The organism is Knoellia sp. 3-2P3, from assembly GCF_029223115.1.
Lineage (GTDB): Bacteria > Actinomycetota > Actinomycetes > Actinomycetales > Dermatophilaceae > Pedococcus_A.
In genome coordinates this window covers 12,268-34,653 of sequence record NZ_JARGZE010000008.1, presented here as the reverse complement: position 1 = coordinate 34,653, position 22,386 = coordinate 12,268, and the positions used below count along the sequence as shown (strand labels likewise).

The 22,386-nt window shown below is 71.8% G+C and carries 20 protein-coding genes; 8 read left to right on the top strand and 12 right to left on the bottom strand.

All coding sequences use genetic code 11. The features are described from left to right. Positions 1–48: 48 nt before the first annotated feature. Together P0Y31_RS18205 and P0Y31_RS18200 are read left to right on the top strand one after the other, a co-directional pair. On the top strand, positions 49–627 hold the full coding sequence (locus P0Y31_RS18205; protein ID WP_275872002.1) for a helix-turn-helix domain-containing protein: 579 nt from the start codon (positions 49–51) through the stop codon (positions 625–627). Next, complete coding sequence (locus P0Y31_RS18200) at positions 624–1,415, top strand: SRPBCC domain-containing protein (protein ID WP_275872000.1); 792 nt, start codon at positions 624–626, stop codon at positions 1,413–1,415. Before P0Y31_RS18205 ends, P0Y31_RS18200 begins: the two co-directional genes overlap by 4 nt. Before the next feature lie 159 nt (positions 1,416–1,574). Here P0Y31_RS18200 and P0Y31_RS18195 read toward each other — a convergent pair whose 3' ends face one another. Then, positions 1,575–2,570, bottom strand: coding sequence for a stage II sporulation protein M (locus P0Y31_RS18195; protein WP_275871997.1), 996 nt, complete (start codon positions 2,568–2,570; stop codon positions 1,575–1,577). Positions 2,571–2,632: 62 nt separating this feature from the next. On the opposite strand from P0Y31_RS18195, the gene P0Y31_RS18190 reads away from it, so the two are divergent. Then, complete coding sequence (locus P0Y31_RS18190) at positions 2,633–3,475, top strand: RDD family protein (RefSeq protein WP_275871995.1); 843 nt, start codon at positions 2,633–2,635, stop codon at positions 3,473–3,475. A gap of 8 nt (positions 3,476–3,483) precedes the next feature. Here the strand turns inward: P0Y31_RS18190 and P0Y31_RS18185 are convergent, their stop codons facing one another. Continuing rightward, positions 3,484–4,605: an adenosine deaminase gene (locus tag P0Y31_RS18185; protein ID WP_275872147.1), complete on the bottom strand. Its 1,122-nt coding sequence runs from the start codon at positions 4,603–4,605 to the stop codon at positions 3,484–3,486. 74 nt (positions 4,606–4,679) lie between these two features. Further along, positions 4,680–5,039, bottom strand: coding sequence for a cupin domain-containing protein (locus P0Y31_RS18180; RefSeq protein ID WP_275810117.1), 360 nt, complete (start codon positions 5,037–5,039; stop codon positions 4,680–4,682). Positions 5,040–5,194: 155 nt separating this feature from the next. Between P0Y31_RS18180 and P0Y31_RS18175 the strand changes: the two genes are divergently transcribed. Further along, the gene (locus tag P0Y31_RS18175; RefSeq protein ID WP_275871993.1) at positions 5,195–5,812 is read left to right on the top strand and encodes a TetR/AcrR family transcriptional regulator; all 618 of its coding nucleotides are present in this window, start codon (positions 5,195–5,197) and stop codon (positions 5,810–5,812) included. 28 nt (positions 5,813–5,840) lie between these two features. Continuing rightward, complete coding sequence (locus P0Y31_RS18170) at positions 5,841–6,788, top strand: alpha/beta fold hydrolase (RefSeq protein WP_275871991.1); 948 nt, start codon at positions 5,841–5,843, stop codon at positions 6,786–6,788. Here the strand turns inward: P0Y31_RS18170 and P0Y31_RS18165 are convergent. Next, positions 6,769–8,058 (bottom strand): thymidine phosphorylase, encoded by a 1,290-nt coding sequence (locus P0Y31_RS18165; RefSeq protein WP_275871989.1) that lies wholly within the window; start codon positions 8,056–8,058, stop codon positions 6,769–6,771. The two genes, P0Y31_RS18170 and P0Y31_RS18165, sit on opposite strands and share 20 nt — an antisense overlap. A gap of 58 nt (positions 8,059–8,116) precedes the next feature. Here P0Y31_RS18165 and P0Y31_RS18160 point away from each other — a divergent pair, with 58 nt between their 5' ends. Further along, positions 8,117–9,643 carry an SDR family oxidoreductase gene (locus tag P0Y31_RS18160; RefSeq protein ID WP_275871987.1) on the top strand — a complete coding sequence of 509 codons (1,527 nt, stop codon included), beginning with the start codon at positions 8,117–8,119 and terminating at the stop codon, positions 9,641–9,643. 104 nt (positions 9,644–9,747) lie between these two features. Here the strand turns inward: P0Y31_RS18160 and P0Y31_RS18155 are convergent, their stop codons facing one another. The 7 genes from P0Y31_RS18155 to P0Y31_RS18125 all read right to left on the bottom strand — a co-directional run bounded on the left by P0Y31_RS18155 (position 9,748) and on the right by P0Y31_RS18125 (position 18,411). Then, positions 9,748–10,167 (bottom strand): cytidine deaminase, encoded by a 420-nt coding sequence (locus P0Y31_RS18155; RefSeq protein ID WP_275871986.1) that lies wholly within the window; start codon positions 10,165–10,167, stop codon positions 9,748–9,750. Next, positions 10,167–11,441: an ABC transporter permease gene (locus P0Y31_RS18150; RefSeq protein WP_275871985.1), complete on the bottom strand. Its 1,275-nt coding sequence runs from the start codon at positions 11,439–11,441 to the stop codon at positions 10,167–10,169. Before P0Y31_RS18150 ends, P0Y31_RS18155 begins: the two co-directional genes overlap by 1 nt. After that, the gene (locus P0Y31_RS18145) at positions 11,438–12,559 is read right to left on the bottom strand and encodes an ABC transporter permease (protein WP_275810138.1); all 1,122 of its coding nucleotides are present in this window, start codon (positions 12,557–12,559) and stop codon (positions 11,438–11,440) included. Before P0Y31_RS18145 ends, P0Y31_RS18150 begins: the two co-directional genes overlap by 4 nt. Continuing rightward, entirely contained in the window at positions 12,556–14,187 is a 1,632-nt protein-coding gene (locus tag P0Y31_RS18140; RefSeq protein ID WP_275871984.1) for an ABC transporter ATP-binding protein, read from the bottom strand. The genes P0Y31_RS18145 and P0Y31_RS18140 overlap by 4 nt, the downstream gene beginning before the upstream one ends. A 103-nt stretch (positions 14,188–14,290) precedes the next feature. Further along, the gene (locus P0Y31_RS18135) at positions 14,291–15,328 is read right to left on the bottom strand and encodes a BMP family ABC transporter substrate-binding protein (protein ID WP_275871983.1); all 1,038 of its coding nucleotides are present in this window, start codon (positions 15,326–15,328) and stop codon (positions 14,291–14,293) included. A 126-nt stretch (positions 15,329–15,454) separates the two neighbouring features. Further along, positions 15,455–16,678, bottom strand: coding sequence for an amidohydrolase (locus P0Y31_RS18130; protein ID WP_275871981.1), 1,224 nt, complete (start codon positions 16,676–16,678; stop codon positions 15,455–15,457). A gap of 140 nt (positions 16,679–16,818) precedes the next feature. After that, on the bottom strand, positions 16,819–18,411 hold the full coding sequence (locus P0Y31_RS18125) for a methylmalonyl-CoA mutase family protein (protein WP_275871979.1): 1,593 nt from the start codon (positions 18,409–18,411) through the stop codon (positions 16,819–16,821). A gap of 132 nt (positions 18,412–18,543) precedes the next feature. On the opposite strand from P0Y31_RS18125, the gene P0Y31_RS18120 reads away from it, so the two are divergent. Both P0Y31_RS18120 and P0Y31_RS18115 read left to right on the top strand, forming a co-directional pair. Continuing rightward, positions 18,544–19,470 carry an ABC transporter ATP-binding protein gene (locus tag P0Y31_RS18120; protein WP_275871977.1) on the top strand — a complete coding sequence of 309 codons (927 nt, stop codon included), beginning with the start codon at positions 18,544–18,546 and terminating at the stop codon, positions 19,468–19,470. Further along, entirely contained in the window at positions 19,467–21,062 is a 1,596-nt protein-coding gene (locus P0Y31_RS18115; protein ID WP_275871975.1) for a polyketide antibiotic transporter, read from the top strand. Before P0Y31_RS18120 ends, P0Y31_RS18115 begins: the two co-directional genes overlap by 4 nt. Before the next feature lie 62 nt (positions 21,063–21,124). Here the strand turns inward: P0Y31_RS18115 and P0Y31_RS18110 are convergent, their stop codons facing one another. Then, positions 21,125–22,228, bottom strand: coding sequence for a mannose-1-phosphate guanylyltransferase (locus P0Y31_RS18110; protein ID WP_275871974.1), 1,104 nt, complete (start codon positions 22,226–22,228; stop codon positions 21,125–21,127). Positions 22,229–22,386: the final 158 nt, after the last annotated feature.

Here is a 22,386-nt window from a genome sequence, read left to right as displayed (position 1 = left end):
CCGAGGCACACCCTTGACAATATTTGTTGTCAAGAGGATGGTGGCGATATGCAGGACGTCGAGGTCATCGAGAGCGCGGAGGCGGCCGCCGCCGCGCTGGATCCGGTCCGGGCTCGGCTGCTCGGCGAGCTCGCCGTCCCGGCCTCCGCCGCCGGGCTCGCCGCCCGGGTCGGCATCGCGCGCCAGAAGGTCAACTACCACCTCAAGGCGCTCGAGGCGCACGGCCTGGTGGAGCTGTCCGGCGAGCGCAGGCACGGGGGCATCACCGAGCGGGTACTGCAGGCGTCGGCGGCGTCCTACGTCGTGTCGCCGGCGGCCCTCAGCGCGTCCGCGGCCGACCCGGACGCCAATGCCGACCACTTGTCGGCAAGCTATCTCGTCGCGCTGGCCGGTCGGCTGGTGCGCGAGGTCGGCGCCCTGGCGCGCCGGGCCGGCGCATCCGGCAAGCGCCTGCCGACGCTGACCATCGACACGCAGATCGGCTTCCGGTCGGCCGCCGACCGGGCGGCCTTCGCGGATGACCTGACCGCCGCGGTGCTCGACCTTGCCGCTCGCTACCACCACGACGACGGGCGCCCGCACCGGCTCCTCGTCGCCGCCCACCCACTTCCTGAGGAGAACCCATGAGCACCACCCCGAACGTCCCGTACCGCCTGGAGTTCAGCGTCGAGGTCCCGGGCACCCCGGAGCAGGTCTGGCAAGCCATCGCCACCGCGAAGGGCATGAGCGCCTGGTTCGCGCCGACCGAGATGGAGGAGCGCGAAGGCGGCTCCGTGCATTTCACCATGGGCCCGGAGATGGGCTCGGACGGCCAGGTCACCGCATGGGAGCCGCCGCGCCGGCTCGTCTACGAGGAGGACTGGGCCGCCCTCATGGGCAAGGACCCCGATGCGCTCAGCCCGCTGACGTCGGAGTTCCTCGTCGAGGCACAGTCCGGTGGAACCTGCATCGTGCGAGTCACCAGCAGCGGCTTCGGGACCGGCGCCGCCTGGGAGTCGGAGTTCTGGGACACCATGGGCCCCGGCTGGATGCCGTTCTTCGACAACCTGCGCCTCTATCTGTCGCACTTTCCCGGCCAGGAGGCCACATACCTGGAGGCCTCCGCCTCCCACCCCGGCGACGCGGAGGCGCTCTGGTCGACCCTGCGCGACGCGCTCGGGCTGGGCGACGAGGGCGCGACGGTCGAGGTGCGCGGCGCCACCGGCACGGTCGAGCGCGTCGGTGAACGGCAGACGCTGGTCCGGCTCACCGCGCCGGTGCCCGGAATGCTCAGCGTCTTCGCGTGGGACGAGGGCGGCGGCAAGGCGACGGCGGGCGTACGGGCGTACCTGTTCTCCGCAGACGCGGTGGACTACGTGCGGCGCGAAGAGCCGGCCTGGCAGGCCTGGCTGCAGGGAATCTCCGTCCCTGCCTGAACTTCAACCGTTACCGAGTGCGCACCCTGTCGATGCAGGTGGGTCACTCCGCCGCGTAGGGGCGCACTCGGTGACACGGCGCTCCTCCGACTCCGATGCTGCTCCCACCGGGACGTGCCGCGACGGCATACGCGCGCGGCGCCGGCAGGACACACGACGTCAACCGGCGACCGGCACCTCGGCGCCCCGGTCGGCCTCGGCGAGGTCGCCGGTCTCGCCGCGCCGGTGGGCCCACTGGCCGGCGGTGAAGACGTAGGCGAAGAACGCGGCCTCGGCCACCACCCCGATGCCCACCCGTGCCCAGGTCGGCAGGCCTGACGGCGTCACGAACGCCTCGATCAGTCCGCAGAGCAGCAGGAGCACGACCAGCCCGAGCGATGTGCCGAGCGCCGCCCGACCCTCTGCCCCCAGAGCTTGGGCGCGTGAGCGCGGCCCCGGCTCGACCCACGCCCAGAACAGCCGCAGCCCCACCCCCGCGGCGACGAACAGGCAGGTGAGCTCGAGCAGCCCGTGCGGCGAGATCAGGCCGAAGAACAGCGCGCCCCGGTCGTGCCGGATCATCATCGAGCCCACGACGGCGAGGTTGGCCATGTTGGTGACGAGCATGTAGACGACGGGTAGACCGAAGACGCCCGACGCGATGCAGAGCGCCGAGAGCCAGAAGTTGTTGGTCCACACCCGCAGGGCGAACGACGTCGCGGCGTACTCGCTGTAGTAGTTCTCGAAGTCGTTCTCCACGAGCTGGCGCACCTGCTCGGGCGAGGCGAGCGAGCTCTCGACCGACGGGTGGGCGAGCAGCCACCACCCCATCGCCACCACGAGCAGCACGTCGAGGACGAGCACGGTGATCCACCACCAGCGCATGCGGTACAGCGCGGCGGGGAAGGTCTGCCCGAAGAAGCGGCCGACGTCGGACCACGACATCGTCCTGGTGCCGGCGGACTTCGAACGGGCCTTGGCCAGCAGCATCGACAGGTACGCCACGAGGGACGGGTCCGGCGCGGTCGACCGCACGAGGGACAGGTGCGTGGCGACGCGCTGGTAGCGGTCGAGGATCTCGTCGGCCTCGGCGCCGGTCAGCCGGCGCTGCTTGGTGAGCTGCTCGAGCCGCTCCCAGTCCCCCCGGTGGGCTGCCACGTAGGCGTCCAGGTCCACGGGCTCACCCTAGTGCCCGCGAGCGGCGGGGCGTGGCGCTGTTGCCGCTGTAGGGTGTGCCGGTGAGCAGCAGCACCGTGGGGGTGGGTGCCGACGACCTGGTGACGGGCGAGGCGGTGGCGCTCGACCTGCCGCACGCCGGCCTGGGCCTGCGGATCTGCTCGGGCATCATCGACCTGGTCGTGGGCTTCGCTGCCCTGTGGGGCCTGCAGTGGGTCGCCTACGCGCTGGCCGGCTCCGGTGACGACGCCCTCGTGGCCGCCGCGATCACCGTCGCCACTATCGGCGCGATGGTCGCCATCCCCGCCACGTCCGAGACCCTCACCCGCGGCAAGACGCTGGGCCACCTCGCCCTCGGGCTGCGCACCGTGCGCGACGACGCCGGCCCGATCCAGTTCCGCCACGCGGTCACCCGGGCCATGGTCGGGGTGCTCGAGATCTACAGCTGCCTGGGCATGCCCGCCCTGATCTGCGCGGTCTTCAACCGCAGGGGCAAGCGGTTCGGCGACCTGCTCGCGGGCACCTACGTCGTCCGCGACCGGCAGCGGGTCTCGCTGCCGCCGCCACCGCACATGCCGCCCCATCTCGCCGCCTGGGCCGCCGGCGCCGACATCGCCCCGCTGCCGGACGCCCTCGCCGTGACGGTCCGCCAGTTCCTCGCCCGCACAGGGACGTTCGCGCCGGGCGTGCGCGAGGAGCTGGCCCACCGGCTGCTCGCCGAGGCCAGGCCCTACATGGCCCCCGCGCCCCCGGCCGGCAACCACCCGGAGTGGGTGCTCATGGCCCTGCTCGCCGAGCGCCGCAGCCGCGACGCCGCCCGCCTCGAGCGCGAGCACGCCCTGCGCGCGGCCGTGGTCCCCCCGGACCAACTCGCGTCGGACCACCTCGCGTCGGGGAGCCGGTAGGCGCCCCGTCAGCCGAGCAGCCTCGCGTAGCCCGGCTTGACGACCTGCTCGATGATGGCCAGCCGCTCGTCGAAGGGGATGAACGCCGACTTCATCGCGTTGATGGTCACCCAGCGCAGGTCCTCGAGCGTCCAGCCCGCCTCCCCCACCAGCAGGCCCATCTCGCGCGACATGCTGGTGCCGCTCATGAGCCGGTTGTCGGTGTTGACCGTCACCCGGAAGCGCAGCCGCTTCAGCAACGAGATCGGGTGCAGCGCAATGGAGTCCGCGGCGCCCGTCTGCACGTTGCTGCTCGGGCACATCTCCAGCGGGATGCGCATGTCACGCACGTATGCCGCGAGGCGGCCAAGGTGCACCTCGGCGGGTTCGGCGGCGATCGCCGCCGCGACGTCGTCGCCGAACGCGCGGTCGCGCACCATGATGTCGTCGACGATCCGCACGCCGTGGCCGAGCCGGTCGGCGCCGCACCACTGGATCGCCTCCCAGATGCTCGGCAGGCCGAACGCCTCGCCGGCGTGGATGGTGAAGTGGGCGTTCTCGCGGCGAAGGTACTCGAAGGCGTCGAGGTGCCGCGTGGGCGGGAACCCGGCCTCCGCCCCGGCGATGTCGAAGCCGGAGACGCCCTCGTCGCGGTAGCGGACCGCGAGCTCGGCGATCTCGGTGCTCTTGGCGGCGTGCCGCATCGCGGTCAGCAGGGCGGTGACCCGGATGGGGGTGCCCGCCTCCGCGGCGAGCCCCTCGCCCTCGCGGAAGCCCGCGTTGACGGCCTCGACGACGTCCTCGAGCTGCAGGCCGGCCTCGAGGTGCTGCTCCGGGGCGTAGCGGCTCTCGGCGTAGACGACGCCGTCCTGGGCGAGGTCGAGCACGCACTCGCGGGCCACCCGTCGCAGGCCCTCGGTGGTCTGCATGACGGCCAGCGTGTGGTCGAAGGTCTCGAGGTAGCGCACGAGCGAGCCCGAGTCGGCGCTCTCGCGGAACCACGCGCCCAGGGACTCGGCATCGGAGGCCGGCAGCGCGGCATACCCGACCTCGTCGGCGATCTCGAGGATGGTCTGGGGGCGCAGGCCGCCGTCGAGGTGGTCGTGCAGCAGCGCCTTGGGCGCGCGGTGGATCTTCTCGGCGAGGCTCAGCTCGGCCTCGGCTCCCGCCTGGTCCACGGCACCGGCGGCCACGCCCGCGTCGCCGTCCTCGCGTCGCTTGAAGATCACGCCTCGTCCTCACGGTTGACGGTCTCGGGCGAGAAGGCCGGAAGGCAGACGGCGACGTACTCCGCACCCTCGGGGCCGCAGGAGTAGCGCACCTTCTCCCCCGCCGAGGTGATGATCGACTGGCCCGCGGCGACCGTCGTCGGCCCACCCTCGTGGTCGACGACGACCTCGCCCTTGAGCACCAGGGTGATCTCGTCGAACTCCGGCGTCTGCGCGGGCTCCTCCCACCCGGGCGGCGCGACCATGTGGGCGACGGAGACAGCCTCCGTGCCGCTGTTCACCCGGCCGACGTGCTCGTTGATGATCTTCCCGCCGGGCACAGGGATGGAGGTGGGTGAGCTGATCAGACGTGGCATGGGCAAACCCTAGCCGTGAGGCACTGGCCGCACGCGGCCTGCTGCGCAGGGGCGCCTCGAAGGCAGCCCGTCTGGGTGGGGGGCCAGACTCCCCCCTGCACGACCCCTTGCAACGACCCCTTGCACGAATCGAACGGTCGTGCTTTTATGAGCGGGTGACCCAGCTCAGCAAGGGCGACAGCACCCGCGAGGCCGTGCTGCGCGAGGCGCTGGCGCAGGCCAGCCGTGTCGGGCTGCGCGGCATCACCATCGGCGGCCTCGCCGAGGCGATGGAGATGTCCAAGAGCGGCCTGTTCGCGCACTTCAGGTCCAAGGAGGGCCTGCAGGCCGCGGTCCTCGACTACGCGACCGACGCGTTCGTGCGGCTGGTCATCCACCCCGCCCTGAAGGCCCCCCGCGGCGAGCCCCGGCTCCGCATGCTCTTCGAGCGCTGGCTGGGCTGGGACGGCTTCGGGGAGTTCGCCCTCCCCGGCGGGTGCATCTTCATCGCTGTGACAACGGAGTTCGACGATGAGCCCGACGGACCGCTCCGCGACCGGATCGTGCGGATCCAGCGCGACTTCCTCGACACCATCGAGACGATCATCCGCTCCGGTGTCGGCGAGGGCCACTTCCGCGACGACGCCGACACGGACCAGGCCGCCCAGGCGGCCCAGGAGCTCTACGGCATCCTGCTCGGCCACCACTTCGCGGCCCGGCTGATGCGCGACCCCGCCGCAGCGGCCCGCGCCCACACCGCCTTCGAGCACCTGCTCGACACCCTGCGGGCCTGACCACCCTCCGCCTCCACCAGGAGCAGACATGCCGACACAGAAAAGCACGATCGATCGTTCCAATCGTTCCGAGGCGCCTGTCATCCCGGTGCCCGCCCGCGTGCGCCACACCCTGGCGTTGCTCGACCGCCTCTCCCCCGCCGCAGCGGGCGCGGTGGCCGAGCGCCTCTGGTTCCGTCGGCCGCCGGTGCCGTCCCCCGACCGCCGCAGCAGGCGTTCCCCGCGGGGCGGCGAGCCGTTCTCGGCTGCGTGGAGCGCAGGCACGGTCACCGGACGGGTCTACGGCAGCCCCGGTGCGCCCACGGCATACCTCGTGCACGGCTGGGGAGGCTGGTGGCAGCAGCTGGGCGCCCACGTCGAGCCGCTGGTCGAGGCCGGTCTGTGCGTGGTGGCCTTCGACGCCCCGAGCCACGGCGACTCCAGCCCCGGCCGCCTCGGCCCGCACTTCACCACCCTGGTCGAGTTCGCCGAGGCGCTGGCCGCGGTCGTGGCGCGGTTCGGGCGCCCGACGGCCGTCATCGCCCACTCGGCCGGCGCCGTCGGCGTCCTGCACGCCCGCGACCTCGGCGTCCTGCCCGACGCCTATGTCCTGGTCGCCCCGCCCGACTCGATGGAGCCGATGATGCGCCGGTTCAGCAGCCTGCTCGGCATGGGGCCGCGCGCCGCCCAGCGCATGGCCGAGCGGGCCGAGCGCCGGATCGGCCTGCCCCTGGGCACTTTCGACATGGTGCGAATCGCCGAGGCCCTGCCGGCCCACCCGTCACTGCTCGTGGTCCACGACCGGCACGACGTCGAGACCCCGGCGGCCGGTTCCGAGGCGCTGGCAGCGGCCTGGCCGGGCGCAGAGCTCCTCCTGACCGAGGGCCTCGGGCACCGCCGCGTCCTGTGGGAGGACGCCGTGGTCGAGAGGGTGTCCGGGTTCGTGGCCGAGGCCGCGCAGGGGCGGGTGCGAAGGCTCAGTCGACCCGCTCGATGACCAGCGGCAGCAGGTCGGGCCGGGAGCCCTCGGGGGCGATCGTGAAGGCGCCGTCGAGCACCTCGAGGGCGCGCTCGAACTTCTCGGGGGTGTCGGTGTGCAGGGTCATGAGCCGCTCCCCGGACCGGACGCTGGCCCCCGGCTTGTAGTGCATCTCGACGCCGGCCCCGGCCTGCACCGGGTCCTCCTTGCGGGCCCGCCCGGCGCCGAGCCGCCACGCGGCCACGCCCACCTTGTAGGCGTCGAGCTGGGTGAGCACACCGTCGGCCGGCACGAGCACCTCGTGCGTCTGCTTCGCCGTCGGCAGGGCGGCGTCCGGGTCACCGCCCTGGGCGCGGACCATCGCCTTCCAGACGTCCATCGCCCGGCCGTCCTTCAGCGCGTCAGCGGGGTCGACGTCGCCCCTTCCGGCGGCGGCGAGCATCTCGCGGGCGAGGGTCAGGGTCAGCTCGACGACGTCCTCGGGCCCGCCGCCGGCCAGCACCTCCACGGACTCGCGGACCTCCAGGGCGTTGCCGGCGGTGAGGCCCAGCGGCGTCTGCATGTTCGTCAGCATCGCCACGGTCTTCACGCCCGCGTCGGTGCCGAGCGCCACCATGGTCTGGGCGAGCTCGCGGGCGCTGTCGACGTCCTTCATGAAGGCGCCGCTGCCCACCTTGACGTCGAGCACCAGCGCGCCGGTGCCCTCGGCGATCTTCTTGCTCATGATCGAGGAGGCGATCAGCGGGATCGCCTCCACCGTGCCGGTCACGTCCCGCAGGGCGTAGAGCTTCTTGTCGGCGGGGGCCAGGCCGGCGCCGGCAGCGCAGATGACCGCGCCCACCTCCTCGAGCTGGCGCATCATCGCCTCGTTCGTCAGCGAGGCCTGCCAGCCGGGGATGGACTCCAGCTTGTCGAGCGTGCCGCCCGTGTGGCCGAGGCCGCGCCCCGACAGCTGCGGCACCGCCACCCCGCAGGCGGCGACGAGCGGCGCGAGCGGCAGAGTGATCTTGTCGCCGACGCCGCCGGTGGAGTGCTTGTCGGCGGTCGGCCGCGAGAGCGAGGAGAAGTCCATCCGCTCGCCGGTGTTGATCATGGCCTGCGTCCAGCGCGCGATCTCGCGGCGGTTCATCCCGTTGAGCAGGATCGCCATCGCGAGCGAGGCCATCTGCTCGTCCGCAACGACCCCGCGGGTGTAGGCGTCGATCACCCAGTCGATCTGCCCGTCGGACAGCTCGCCCCGGCCGCGCTTGGTGATGATGACGTCGACTGCATCGTATGACTCGCTCACCGGCACAGCATCCCAGATGGCCGCGCGCACCCGCGGAGGGTGGCGCAGACTTGACGGCATGCCTTCCACGCCACGGCTCGTGCTCGTCACCGGCGTCACCGGCTACATCGGTGGCCGCCTCGTCCCCGAGCTGCTCAAGGCCGGGTATGCCGTGCGCGCCCTCGCGCGCCACCCTGAGCGGCTGCGCGACCAGCCCTGGCGCGGGGCCGACGGCGTCGAGGTGGTCAAGGGCGACGCGTCCGACGCGGAGTCCCTGGCGGCCGCGATGGAGGGGGTCGACGTCGCCTACTACCTCATCCACTCGCTCGGCACGGGGCGCGACTTCGCGGCGCGCGACCGGCACACCGCACGCGTCTTCGGTGAGGCCGCCCGCAAGGCGTCCGTCTCCCGGATCGTCTACCTCGGGGGCCTGTACCCCGAGGGCGAGCGGCTCTCGGACCACCTCGCCTCCCGCAAGGAGGTCGGTGACATCCTCCTCGCCAGCGGGGTTCCCACAACCGTGCTCCAGGCCGCGGTGATCCTGGGCTCGGGATCGGCCTCGTTCGAGATGCTGCGCTACCTCACCGAGCGGCTGCCGGTGATGGTCACGCCGAAGTGGCTGGGCAGCCGGATCCAGCCGATCGCGGTGCGTGACGTCCTGCACTACCTCGTCGGCTCGGCGTCGATGCCACCGGAGGTGAACCGCGCCTTCGACATCGGCGGCCCGGACGTGCTGACCTACCGCGACATGATGCAGCGGTATGCCGCGGTGGCCGGCCTCGCGCCGCGCCGCATCATCCCGACGCCCCTGCTCAGCCCCTCGCTGTCGAGCCACTGGGTCGGGCTGGTGACCCCGGTGCCGAACAGCATCGCCCGGCCCCTGGTCGACTCCCTGGTCCACGACGTCGTCTGCGAGGAGCACGACATCGAGGCCTACGTGCCGGACCCGCCAGCAGGCCTGGCCGGTTTCGAGCGCGCCGTCGAGCTGGCCCTGGCCAAGATCCGCGACTCCGACGTGGCGACCCGGTGGTCGTCCGCGGCGACCATCGGGGCGCCGAGCGACCCGCTGCCCAGCGACCCCGACTGGTCGGGCGGTTCGCTCTACACCGACGACCGGTCCTCGGTCGTGCAGGCGAGCCCCCGGTCCCTCTGGGCGGTCATCGAGGGCATCGGCGGCGACAACGGCTGGTACTCCTGGCGGCTCGGGTGGGTCGCCCGCGGGGTCATGGACCGCCTCTTCGGCGGCCCGGGCCTGCGGCGGGGGCGGCGCCACCCCCAGGACCTCGCGGTCGGCGACGCCCTCGACTGGTGGCGGGTCGAGGAGATCGAGGACCTGCACCTGCTCCGGCTGCGGGCCGAGATGCGCCTGCCCGGCCTGGCGTGGCTCGAGCTCATCGTCGAGGAGGACGACCGGGGTCGCACCGTCTTCCGCCAGCGCGCGCTGTTCCACCCGCGCGGCCTGGCCGGCCACCTCTACTGGGCGGCCGTCTACCCCTTCCACGGCATCGTGTTCGGAGGCATGCAGCGCAACATCGCCAAGGCCGCCGAGGCGGCCGAGCGCTCAGGCGACCCCGCCCGCTGGCGCCCCTCCCGCAAGGCCTCCTGACCCGCGACTCCCCCTGCAGCAACCTCTGCTAGCAGCAGTTGCTGCCGTCAGGGCGGGTTGCTGCATACCCAGCGGGCAGCAATCTCTGCTGAGTGGGGCGGAGGTCAGTGCTGGCCGCGTGCCGCCGCGGCGTCGAGGTCGGCCGGCCCGAATGCTTGCGGCAGCACCTCGCTCATGGGCAGCACCCCCTGCGGGGTCAGCAGCAGGCACTGCGGCCCGCCGTTCTCCCACAGCAGCTGACGGCAGCGACCGCACGGCATGAGGGCCTCCCCGTCACCGCCGACGCAGGCGACGGCGACCAGCCGGCCGCCGCCGCTCGCGTGCAGGTGCGAGACCATGCCGCACTCGGCGCACAGCCCCACGCCGTAGGCCGCGTTCTCGACGTTGCAGCCTTTGACGACACGGCCGTCGTCGACGAGACCGGCCACGCCCACGGGGAACTTCGAGTAGGGCGCGTAGGCCTTGCGCATGACGGCCACCGCCTCTGCCTGGAGCGCTGCCCAGTCCACCTCGGGCTGCGCCACTAGTGGCCCTCGCCCTTGCGGTAGATCTGGCCGTCCGCGGCCGGCATACGAAGCCTCTGCGACGCGAACGCGAGCACCAGCAACGTGGTCAGGTACGGCGTCATGCCCACCAGCTCGCCGGGCACCGTCTCGGTCGTGGCGTACCACACCCCCGTCAGCACAGCGGTGACGATGGCGAGTGTGCCCTGGATCATCCGCTTGTTGCGGACGATCTGCCAGACACCGATGGCCAGCAGCACCACGGCCAGGAGCAGCAGCAGGGCATGGACGGTGGTGCCGCCGCCGCGCAGCTGGATGGCGTCGGTGTAGCCGAACAGCCCGGCACCGGCCAGCAGTCCGCCCGGACGCCAGTTGCCGAAGATCATCGCCGCGAGGCCGATGTACCCGCGGCCACCGGTCTGGCCGTCCCGGTAGACGTTGGCCGCCACGAGCGAGAGGAACCCGCCACCGAGGCCGGCGAGGCCACCGGAGATGAGCACGGCGAGGAACTTGTACCGGTAGACGTTGATGCCGAGGCTCTCGGCCGCCACGGGCGACTCGCCACAGGAGCGCAGCCGCAGGCCGAACGCCGAGCGCCACAGGATCCACGCCGTGGCGACGAACAGCAGCACGGCGATGATCGTCAGCACCGAGACGTTGGTGACGAAGCCACGGATGATGCCGGCCAGGTCGGAGATGAAGAAGATGTGCTGCTGCTCGATCTCCCCCAGCGCGTCGGAGATGCCGGGCAGCGAGACCGTGGGAAGGTTCGGCAGCGGCGGGGACTGCGTGGGGCCGCCGCCCTCCATCCCGGTGAAGAACCGCGCCGCGAGGTACTTCGCCAAGCCGGCACCGATGATGTTGAGCGCCACACCGGAGACGATGTGGTCGACGCCGAACACGACCGTGGCCACCGCGTGGATGACACCGCCGAGGATGCCACCGATGATGCCGCCGACGATGCCGGCCCAGGCGCCCCACTCGACGGCGCAGAAGGCCGCGCCCCAGGTGCCGAGGATCATCATGCCCTCGAGACCGATGTTGACCACGCCGGCCCGCTCAGACCAGAGGCCACCGAGACCGGCGAGGCCGATCGGTACGGCGAGACCGATGGCCGCCGCGATCGCACCCGAGGAGGCGATGTCGTTGGCGCCGGTGACGACGCGCAGGATCGAGACGACCAGCACCACGGCCGCCGCGTAGAGCGCGATCCGGGCCGGGCTCAGGTGCCGCCGCTTGGTGGGCGGCGCCGCCGGGGCGGTCTGGGTGCCGACAGAGAGTCCGGCGGCGCTCATGCCTTCGCTCCTTCCTCGACGGGCGCGTGGCCTCGCTGGGCTGCCAGCTCCCTGGCGACCCGAGCCTGCTCGAGTCGGATGTCAGCCCGGCGGATCAGCTCGTAGGCGATGACGACGGCGAACAGGATGACTCCCTGGATGATGTTGACGAGCTCCGGCGAGACGTCGGCCTTGATCTGCAGGCCGTTCGACTGCTGCTCGAGGTAGGCCCACAGCAGCGCGGCGAACGCGATGCCGATGGGGTTGTTGCGCCCGAGCAGCGCGATCGCGATGCCCGAGAAGCCCAGCCCCGCCTGGAAGGTCGTGCCGTAGGAGAAGTCCTGGCCGAACAGCAGCGGCATGCCGACCAGGCCGGCCACGCCACCCGAGAGCAGCATGGCGCTGATGACCATGCGCGGCACCTTCACGCCGCTGGCGACGGCGGCGGTCTCGGACATGCCGGTCGCGCGCAGGTCGTAGCCGAAGCGGGTCTTGCCGAGAACGAACCAGTAGAGGAAGCCGACGAGCGCCGCCAGCAGGATCAGCGTGTAGACCTTGTTGGTCGCGCCCGGGATGAGAGCCAGGCCCTCGAGCTTGGAGGAGTCGGGGATCTCCCTGGTGTTGGTGACGTTGCTGCCCGACCCGCTGGTGTCGCGGACCTTGCCGAGCAGCCAGCTCACCAGACCGGTCGCGATCGCGTTGAGCATGATCGTCGAGATGACCTCGGAGACGCCGCGCTTGACCTTCAGCCAGGCTGCGATGCCGGCCCACAGGCCGCCGCACAGGATGGCGATGAGGATGGCCACGATGACGTTGAGGATTCCGGGCAGCCACGCCTGGCCGGCGAAGACGGCGGCGGCGAACACCGCCACGCGGTACTGGCCGTCCACACCGATGTTGAACAGGTTCATCCGGAAGCCGATGGCGACCGCGATGGCCGAGAGGTAGAAGACGCTCGCCGCGTTGACGATGTTGACCATCTGGCGCGGCAGCGGCTTCGCGAGCAGCGTGCTCCACACGTCGCCCACCGGGTCACCGACCGCGACGAGCACGAGCGAGGTGACCACGAAGGCCACGAGGAGCGCCAGGACCGGCCCGGCGAGGGTGAGCACGATCCGCCGTGGGTTCAGCGCGGTCATCGGGTCACTCCCCCGTCGTCACTGCCGGTATGCCGGGTGGCCGGGTCACCGGTCGACGGCGTCGTGCCCTCGCCCGCCGCCCGTTCGCCGGCGCCGGTCATGGCCGCGCCGAGGTCCTCGGACGTGACCTGGTCGGGGTCGAACTCGCCCGACAGGCGGCCGCGCAGGATCACCCGGATGCTGTCGGAGAGGCCGATGAGCTCCTCGAGGTCGGCCGAGATGAGGAGCACGGCAAGGCCCTCGCGGCGAGCCTCGCGCATGAGGTCCCAGATGACGGCCTGGGCGCCCACGTCGACGCCGCGGGTGGGGTGGGCGGCGACGAGCACCTTCGGCTTGTGGCTCATCTCGCGGCCGACGATGAGCTTCTGCTGGTTTCCGCCCGAGAGCGAGCCGGCGGTCACGGTGATCGACGGCGTGCGCACGTCGTACTCCTTGACGATGCGCTCGGTGTCGGCCTTGGCCCCGGCCGCGTTGATCAGCTGGCCGCGGACGTTGGGGTCCTCGGTCTGGTGGCCGAGCATGCGGTTCTCCCAGAGGGGCGCCTGGAGGAGGAGCGCGTGGCGCTGGCGGTCCTCGGGGATGTACCCGACGCCCGCCTCGCGGATCTCGCGGGTGTTCCACGAGGAGATGTCGGTGTCGCCGAGGAAGACCAGGCCCGAGGTGGGCTCGCGCATCCCCATGATGACCTCGACGAGCTCGGCCTGGCCGTTGCCCTCGACGCCCGCGATGCCGAGCACCTCGCCCGCGTGGATGGTGAAGGAGATGCCGTCGAGCACGGGGCGACCCGTGAGGCCCTGCAGCACGAGATCCTCGACCCGCAGGACGACGCGGTCGGTGACCGTCGACTCCTCCGTGCTGGGCGAGGGGAGCTCGGAGCCGACCATGAGCTCGGCCAGCTGGCGGGCGTCGACGCTCTTGGGGTCGACGGTGTCGATGGTGGTGCCGCGACGGATCACGGTGATGCGGTCGGCGACGCTGAGCACCTCGTCGAGCTTGTGCGAGATGAAGAGGACCGTCAGGCCCTCCTTCTTGAGCTCGCGCAGGTTGTCGAAGAGCTCGTCGACCTCCTGGGGCACCAGCACGGCCGTGGGCTCGTCGAGGATGAGGGTCTTGGCACCGCGGTAGAGCACCTTGAGGATCTCGACCCGCTGGCGGTGGCCGACACCGAGGTTCTCGACCAGCTCGTCGGGGTCGATGTCGAGGCCGTAGTCGTCGGAGATCCGCCGGATCTCCGCCCGCGCCTCGTCGCCGATGCCGTGCAGCTTCTCAGCGCCGAGCACGACGTTCTCGAGCACCGTGAGGTTGTCGGCGAGCATGAAGTGCTGGAACACCATGCCGATGCCGGCCTTGATGGCATCCGAGGGCGAGTGCAGGTTCACGACCTGCCCGCCCACCTTGATGGTCCCCTCGTCCGGTCGCTGGACGCCGTAGAGGATCTTCATCAGGGTCGACTTGCCGGCGCCGTTCTCCCCCACGATCGCGTGGACCGTGCCGCGGCGCACGGAGAAGGTGATGTCCTTGTTGGCGACGACGCCGGGGAACCGCTTGGTGATTCCCTCGAGCTCGACGGCAAGGTCTGTTCCGGCCGCCGGGGGGGCTTGCGGTGCGGAGGCAGTGATGGCGCACACTCCTGGTCTGGGCCCGCTGCGGTGCGGGCGGTCGTTCTGCGGGGCACGACACGGCCCGGGTGGCACGCTACCGCGCCGCCCGGGCCGTGTCTCTCACCCTGTGTCAGGGCTTGGTGGGAACGGTGATCTTCCCGTCGATGATCTGCTGCTTGTAGTCGTCGAGCTTGGACTTGATGTCGTCGATCTTGCCACCGGTGGTGGAGTAGTCGACACCGCCGGACTTGAGGTCGAAGACCTGCACGCCCGCCTTGAACTGGCCGTCGACCTCGCTCTTGATGAAGTCGTAGACCGCGACGTCGACCTTCTTGATCATCGAGGTGATGATCACGTCCTTGACGTCGGCCGAAGCGGTGAGCGCCTGGTCGGAGTCGACACCGATGGCCATCGCGTTCGCAGCCTTGGCGGCGGTGAAGACGCCACCACCGGAGCCACCGGCGGCGTGGTAGACGACGTCGGCGCCGCTCTGGTACATGCCCTCGGAAGCGGTCTTGCCCTTCGCCGGGTCGGCGAAGCCGGAGAAGTCCGGCGGCTGGGTCAGGTAGGTCACGTCGACCTTGATGTCCTTGTTGACCGCCTTGGCGCCGGTGATGAAGCCCGCCTCGAACTTCTTGATGAGGTCGGTGTTGACACCGCCGACGAAGCCGACGTGGTTGGCCTTGGACTTCAGGGCGGCAGCCGCACCGACGAGGAAGGAGCCCTCCTGCTCGGCGAAGGTCAGGTTGCTGATGTTGTCGCCCTTGGCGTCGGTGGAGTCGACGAGCGCGAACTTCACGTCCGGGTTGGCCTTGGCGACCTTGGTCACGGCCGGCGCGTAGGCGAAGCCAACGGCCACCACGTGGGTGTAGCCGGCGTCGATGAGCTGCTGCAGGCGCTCCTCGCGAGCGGACTCCGGCTCCTTGTCGACGGCCGTGGCCTCCTTGGCCTCGATGCCGAACTCGGCCTTGGCCTTGTCGAGGCCCGCCGCGGCGGCATCGTTGAACGACTGGTCACCACGACCGCCCACGTCGTAGGCCATGCCGACCTTGATGTCGCTCTTACCTGCCGCAGACGTGGTGGCGCCGCCGCCACCGCTGGTCTCGCCAGAGTCACCACAGGCGGCAAGTGCCAGCGCCGCCGCCGACATCACCGCCGCAACCTTCATCGTGTGACGCAAGGCTGTCTCCTGTTCTAGTACTTGGGGAGGGGGCGCAGAGTGCACTCCCGCGTCAGGACAATAGCCGTCCGCACCGTGAGACCCGGGACGCCTTCGGGAAACCGTCCCGAACTGTTACGAATCCGCGACTGTCGGGCTTCCGGAGGCGGTCGCCTTGATGACGTCCGCGACCACCGCGCCCGCCAGCAGCTTGGCGCCGGCGGCCACCGAACCCTCGTCGACGACGAGGTCGCCCTGGTGCAGGTCGTAGGTCCGTCCCCCGGGCGTCCTGGTGCCGAGCCGGGCCATGGCACCCGGCACGGAGGCGAGGTACCAGGCGAAGTCCTCCCCGCCCAGCGACTGCGGCGTGGGCACGGGCTCGAGCCCCCCGCCGAGGCACGCCTGGCGCAGCACGTCGATCGCGTCGGGGTGGTTGACCACCGGCGGCACGCCGGGCACGTGCTCGAGGCGGGCCGTCACGGCATACGGGCTGACCACCGCGTGGACCACCTGCTCCAACAGCGGCCCCACGCTCTTCCACGCCTCGGCGTCGAGCATCCGCAGGGTGCCCGCGACGATGCCCGAGGACGGGATGACGTTGCTGGCGAGACCGGCGCGCACCTCGCCCCACACCAGGGCCAGGCCGGAGCGCGGGTCGAGGCGCCGTGACAGCACCGCCGGCACCTCGGTGATCACCTTGGCGAGGGCGAAGGTCAGGTCCTCGGTGAGGTGCGGGCGCGAGGTGTGGCCGCCCCGGCCGCTGAGGTGCACTGTCACCCGGTCCGAGGCCGCCGTGATCGGCCCCTCGCGCAGGCCGACCCTCCCGACGTCGAGGCTGGGGTCGCAGTGCACGGCGAACGCGGCGTCGACGCCGTCCATGCCGCCCTGCTCGAGCACGTCGATGGCCCCACCCGGGATGACCTCCTCGGCGGGCTGGAAGATCAGGCGCGCGGCGACGCCGCGCTCGCGCAGCAGCTCCTCCTGCTCGCGCAGCGCCAGCCCGGCGCCGAGCACGGCGGCGACGTGCACGTCGTGGCCGCAGGCATGGCAGACGCCGTAGTTGGTGGACGCCCAGTCCAGGTCCGTGCGCTCGCGCACGGGCAGCGCGTCGAGGTCGGCGCGCAGCGCGACCCGGTATGCCGGCTGCTCGGCACCGATGTCGGCGAGCAGGCCCGTACCGGCCAGCGGTCGGACGCGGACCCCCGCCGCGGCGAGCCGCTGGCTCACCACCATCGTGGTGCGGGTCTCCTCGCGGGAGAGCTCGGGGTGCGCGTGCAGGTCGCGTCGCAGCTCGACCAGGTCGGGCGCGAGCGCGTCGATGCTGTCGCCGACCGCGGACAGCAGGGAGTTGTCAGTCATCTCAGGGCGAACTGTACCCGCGCACGACGCACTGCCCGGCCGCCTGTTTATCGGGCGACCCGATGAACAGGCCCTTCACCCCGGGTGCCACCTCGGGTGAGGCGCACCTCTATCGGGTGACCCGATAAAGGTGCGTCCGGTCAGAAGCTGTCGCGCGGCACGTACAGGCCCCAGACGTCGCGCAGCGCGTGGCTGATCTCGCCGCCGGTCGCGCGCAGCCGCAGGGCCTCCTTCATCGGGTAGAGCACGTTGTCGGTGCCGCGCGCCGCCTCGCGCACGGCATCAAGGGCCCGCTCGACCGCCTCGTTGTCGCGGTCGGCACGCAGCGCGGCGAGCCGCTCGCACTGGTCGACCTCGATCTGGGGGTCGACGCGCAGCGGCTCGTAGGGCTCCTCCTCCTCGAGGGTGAAGCGGTTGACCCCGACGACGGTGCGTTCCTTGTGGTCGATCTCGAGGGCGATGCGGTAGGCCGAGCGCTCGATCTCCGACTTCTGGAAGCCCTGCTCGATCGCGGCGACCGCTCCCCCGCGGTCCTCGACCGCCTCGATCAGCCCGAGCGCCGCGGCCTCGAGGTCGTCGGTCATCGACTCGACGACGTAGGAGCCGGCGAACGGGTCGACCGTCTTGGTCACGTCGGTCTCGTAGGCGATCACCTGCTGGGTGCGCAGCGCCAGGCGGGCCGCCTTGGTCGTGGGCAGCGCGATGGCCTCGTCGTAGGAGTTCGTGTGCAGCGACTGCGTGCCGCCGAGCACCGCGCCGAGGCCCTGCAGCGCGACCCGGACGAGGTTCACCTCGGGCTGCTGGGCCGTCAGCTGCACCCCGGCCGTCTGGGTGTGGAACCGCAGCATCTGCGACTTGGGGTTCTTCGCGCCGAACTCCTCCTTCATGATCCGCGCCCAGATGCGGCGGGCGGCGCGGAACTTCGCCACCTCCTCCAGCAACGTGGTGCGGGCGACGAAGAAGAAGGACAGGCGCGGGGCGAAGTCGTCGACGTCGAGGCCGGCCGCGATGGCCGCGCGCACGTACTCCTTGGCGTTGGCGAGGGTGAACGCGATCTCCTGCGCGGGCGTGGCTCCGGCCTCGGCCATGTGGTAGCCGCTGATGGAGATGGTGTTCCAGCGCGGCATCTCCTTGGCGCAGTAGGCGAAGATGTCGCTGATCAGGCGCAGCGACTCCTTCGGCGGGTAGATGTAGGTGCCGCGCGCGATGTACTCCTTGAGCACGTCGTTCTGGATGGTGCCGGTCAGCTTCGTGCCGTCGATCCCCTGCTCCTCCGCGACGAGCTGGTACATCAGCAGCAGCGTCGACGCGGGCGCGTTGATGGTCATCGAGGTCGACACCTGGTCGAGCGGGAGGTCGTTGAACAGCGTGCGCATGTCGTCGATGGAGTCGACCGCGACGCCGACCTTGCCGACCTCGCCGTGGGCGATGGCCTCGTCGGAGTCGTAGCCCATCTGGGTGGGCAGGTCGAAGGCCACCGAGAGCCCACCGGTGCCGTTGTTGACGAGCTCGTGGTAGCGCTCGTTCGACTCCTTGGCCGTGCCGAATCCGGCGTACTGCCGCATCGTCCAGGGCCGGCCGGTGTACATGGACGGGTACACCCCGCGGGTGAACGGGTACGCCCCCGGGGCGCCGAGCTTCTCGTCCGGGTCGAAGCCCGCGAGCGACGCGGCGTCGTAGACGGGCTGGATGGGGAGGTTCGACTCGCTCTGCGCGGACTGTGCTTCGGCCATGGGGCGGAGCCTAGTGCCGCCGCTCGGCCGGGTCGTCGGCCCGTGGCTCATCTCACGACGGCGCCGGGACCCCCGCCGCCGCCCTGCCCAAAAGACCCCTCCGGCGCGCCACCGCCGCCGTACCGTGGACGCATGAGCGCAGTCATCGAGACGCGGGGCCTGCGCAAGACCTTCGGGGCGACCGTGGCCCTGGACTCCCTCGACCTCACCGTCGAGGAGGGCGAGGTGCACGGCTTCCTGGGGCCGAACGGCGCCGGCAAGTCGACGACCATCCGCATCCTGCTCGGTCTGCTGCGCGCCGACGGCGGCTCCGCCGCTGTGCTTGGGGCCGACCCGTGGGCCGACGCCGCGCAGCTGCACCGACGCATCGCCTACGTCCCGGGCGACGTCGCGCTGTGGCCGAACCTCACCGGCGGCGAGGTCATCGACCTGATCAGCCGGCTCCGCGGCGGGCTCAACGAACGTCGGCGCGCCGACCTGCTCGAGCGCCTCGACCTCGACCCGACGATGAAGTGCCGCGCCTACAGCAAGGGCAACCGGCAGAAGGTCGCCCTGGTGGCCGCCCTGTCGAGCGACACACCGCTCCTCCTGCTGGACGAGCCCACGGCGGGACTGGACCCGCTGATGGACCAGGTGTTCCGCACCACGCTGCGCGAGCTGAGGGCCGAGGGACGCACCGTCCTGCTCTCGAGCCACATCCTCTCCGAGGTCGAGAACCTGAGTGACCACGTCACGATCATCCGCGCCGGCAAGGCTGTCCAGACCGGCGCCCTGTCGGACATGCGCCACCTGTCGCGCACGGTCCTCGACGCCCAGGTCTCCTCCCCCGCGGGCATCAGCGACGACCTGTCGGCGATACCGGACGTCGAGGACCTGCTTGTCGAGGGCGGCCGGGTGCGCTGTTCGGTGGAACCTGCGGGACTGAGCGAGACCCTTGCGGTGCTCGGCCGGCACGGCCTGACCTCCCTCGTGAGCAGGCCTCCCTCGCTCGAGGACCTGTTCCTGCGGCACTACCAGGGCGGGCAGGAACGCACACCCCTCGCGCAGGCACAGCCATGAGCCCGTATGCCGGGCTGGGCACCATGGTGCGCCTGGCCCTGCGCCGCGACCGCGTCCTCATCCCCCTGTGGGCGGTGATCCTGCCCCTCGTGGTCGCGAGCTCCGTGGCGGCGACCGTCGACCTGTACCCCGACCTCGCAGGTCGGCGCACCGCCGCCCTGGCCGCCGACGCCTCCCCGGCGGCACGCTTCATGTACGGCCCCATCCACGACCCGTCCAGCCTCGGCGGCCTCGCCACCTGGAAGATGGGCACGATGGGAGCGGTCTTCGTGGCCTTCCTGGCCATGACGCTGGTGCGCCGGCACACCCGCACCGACGAGGAGGCCGGCCGCCTCGAGCTCGTCACCGCCGGGCTCCTCGGGAAACGGGCCACGCTGACCTCGGCCGTCACGGTGTCGGTGGCGGCGGTTCTCGTGACCGCCACCCTGACGGCGATCGGCAACACCGCGGTCGGCCTGCCGCTGGACGGCTCCGTCGCCTTCGCTGCGACCTGGGCGGTCGTCGGGATCTTCTTCACCGCCGTCACCGCCCTGGTCGCCCAGCTCACCCAGAGCTCGCGGGCGTGTGCCGGCGCGGTCTCGGCCGTCATCGGCGTGTCCTACGCGATGCGCGGGGTGGGGGACGTGTCCGGTGAGGGGTGGGGGCGGTCGCTGAGCTGGCTGTCGCCGATCGGCTGGCCGGTGGAGGTTCGGCCGTATGCCGGCGACCGGTGGTGGGTGCTGCTCATCCCGCTGCTGCTCGCCCCGCTCGTGCTGGCCGCGGCGTTCGCGTTCCAGGACCGCCGCGACCTCGGAGAGGGCATCATCCCGACGCGACCGGGGCGGGCCCGCTCCACCGGCCTGCTGTCGTCGCCGTGGGGCCTGGCCTGGCGGCTGCAGCGCTCCATGCTGGCGGGGTGGGCCGCCGGTGTGGTCTTCCTCGGCCTGGTCCTCGGCTCGATCGTCCGCAACGTCGAGGACATGGTCACACCCGAGACCCGCGAGCTCCTCGAGAAGCTGGGCGGCTCGGGGTCCCTGGTCGACATCTTCCTCAGCGTGGAGTTCTCCTTCGCCTCGCTGGCCGTCTCCTGCTACGCCATCGCTGCCATCCTGCGGCTCTCGTCCGAGGAGGCGTCCGGCCACGGCGAGGTGGTGCTGGCGACCGCGACCGCGCGCCGCACCTGGTACGCCAGCCACGTGGTGATCGCCCTCGTCGGCTCGGCCCTGCTGCTGGCGCTCATGGGTCTGGCAGCGGGGGTCGCCCTGGGCGTGCAGACCGGCGACGTCCCGGGCACCGTGAGGTCGCTCGTCGCCGCGGGCCTGGTGCAGGCACCCGCCGCGTGGGTGTCCGCGGGTCTGGCAGGCGCGCTGTTCGGCACGGCGCGACGGCTCGGGACACTGGCCTGGGCCGCCTTGGTGGTGTTCCTCCTGCTCGGCGAGTTCGGCGAGCTCTTCTCGCTGCCGCAGGCCGTCATGCGCCTGTCTCCGTTCGCGCACAGCCCGCGCGCGCCCGCCGAGGCGATCACCACGACCCCCGTGCTGGTCCTGCTGGCGCTGGCGCTGGCGCTGGTGGCGTCAGGGGCCGAGCTCTTCCGCAGACGCGGCGTGAGCTGAGCCCGCTCCGGGGAGCCCGCTCCGGGGAGCCCGCTCCGGGGAGCCCGCTCCGGGGCAGCGTCTCAGACGAGCTCGTCGAGGCCCTCCGCCTTGAGCACGTCGACGATCGCCTTGACGTCCTGGGCGCGCTGCCGGGTGGTCACCAGCACCGCGTCCGGGGTGTCGACGACCACGATGTCCTCGAGCCCGACCACGGCCACGTGCCGGCCGCCAGCGGGCACCACGATGCCGGTGGCGTCGAGGGCGCGGACGAGCCCCTCGTCACCCAGCACGCGGACCTCTCCCGTCTCGGCCGCCCGCGGCAGCAGCGTCGCCAGCGAGTGGAAGTCGCCGACGTCGTCCCAGCCGAACGAGCCCGGCACCACGGCGACCCTGCCCTCGTCGGCGGCGGGTTCGGCCACCGCGTGGTCGATGGCGATCTTCTCCAGGCCGGCCCAGCGCTCCTCGAGGAGGCTGGGGTCGGCCGCGATCTCGCGCAACCCGGAGGCAAGGGCGGGGTGCCACTTCGCCAGCAGGTCCAGCAGCACGGCCGCGCGGACGACGAACATCCCGGCGTTCCAGCGGAAGCGGCCGCTGGCGACGTACTCGGCGGCGCGCCGGGTGTTCGGCTTCTCCACGAACTGCTCGACCAGGCAGGCAGGACCGTCGCCCAGCGCCTCGCCCATCCTGATGTAGCCGAAACCGGTCGCCGGGTGGGTCGGCTCGATGCCGATCGTCACCAGGTAGCCCTCGTCGGCGACGTCGATGGCGTCCTGGACGCAGCCGCGGAAGGCCTCGGGGTCGGCGATGACGTGGTCGGCGGCGAAGGAGCCGAGGATCGCATCGGGGTCGCGGCGCTCGAGCACCGCCGCCGCCAGTCCGATCGCGGCCATCGAGTCGCGGGGCGACGGCTCGGTCATCAGCTGGTCCCCGGGCAGCGCGGGCAGCTGCTCGCGCACGGCGTCGGCGTGGGCCGCGCCCGTCACGACCACGACCCGGTCACCCACCAGCGGCTCGAGCCGGTCCCAGGTGCCCTGCAGCAGCGACCGGCCGGCGCCGGTGAGGTCGTGCAGGAACTTCGGGGACGCCGCGCGCGAGAGCGGCCACAGGCGGGTACCCGCCCCTCCTGCGGGGATCACCGCCCAGAAGCGGTCGAGGGACGCGGGGACGTGGGCTGCGCCGGACATGCGCCGAACGGTAGGGCACGCCGGCCGGGGACCCAAGCTCCCCTCGCACGGCATACCGGCGGGTAACCCGATCTGTCTCCTTTCTCACAGGACCCGCCGAGCGCTCGCACCTTTCCGACAGATAATCTGGCCGACGAACTACGGCCGCCGTCGTCCAG